Raw genomic sequence first — 675 nt, 5'->3', positions numbered from 1 at the left:
TTTGGTGTTATCTCCTATTTTGCACTAACAATGGCAGGGAAGGACACGTGTAGCAACAAAAGTGGTCTCTGTAATGATTTTCGAGAGATGCTACAAGTGATGAATGATTCTATAAATATGCACACCCAATAAAAGGATAATTTATTCAGTAATGACAAAAATCTTCAAATTCAACCTTCTTATAATGGGTTCAATATGGATGCATATCTTGATTGGGAAATGATAATGGATAAAAAAATTGCACAATATCGTATGTGTGATAGGAGAAAAATCAATGTTGTTGTTAGTTTTTTAACCTCTTGTGCTTTGACTTGGTGGGAGAACTTGTGTGTTTTGGATAAACCCCAAACTTGGAAAGATATGAAAATACTTATGAGGGAAAAGTTTTATCAACATGATTTAGCAGAACATATCCCTATTATATCTTCTTCTATGCCTAACATTTTGCAGGACAATGCACAAAACAAAGAGGACTATACGGAAGAGAATGAAGTGCTTATAATGTCACATGAAGTGTTAAAATTATCCACTGATCTTGCGCCAACAACTTCTGCAAATGAGAGAAAAGGTAATGATTTTGGTGTTGTGAACACTCACGATGAATATAATTTTGATGCACCTGATTTGTCCACAATTAATGTTGATGTAGAGCAAACCGATAGTGAAACATTTTTC

The 675-nt window shown here is 33.9% G+C and carries 1 protein-coding gene; it reads left to right on the top strand.

The window, feature by feature from the left end:
- Positions 1-225 precede the first annotated feature (225 nt).
- On the top strand, positions 226-675 hold a 450-nt coding region (locus ACQY5W_RS13180; RefSeq protein WP_428025434.1), incomplete at its 3' end, for a hypothetical protein.

This window comes from Arcobacter sp. (assembly GCF_050300555.1).
Taxonomy (GTDB): domain Bacteria; phylum Campylobacterota; class Campylobacteria; order Campylobacterales; family Arcobacteraceae; genus Arcobacter.
The sequence above is the reverse complement of the archived record's forward strand: the minus strand, read 5'-3'. Positions and strand labels throughout refer to the sequence as shown.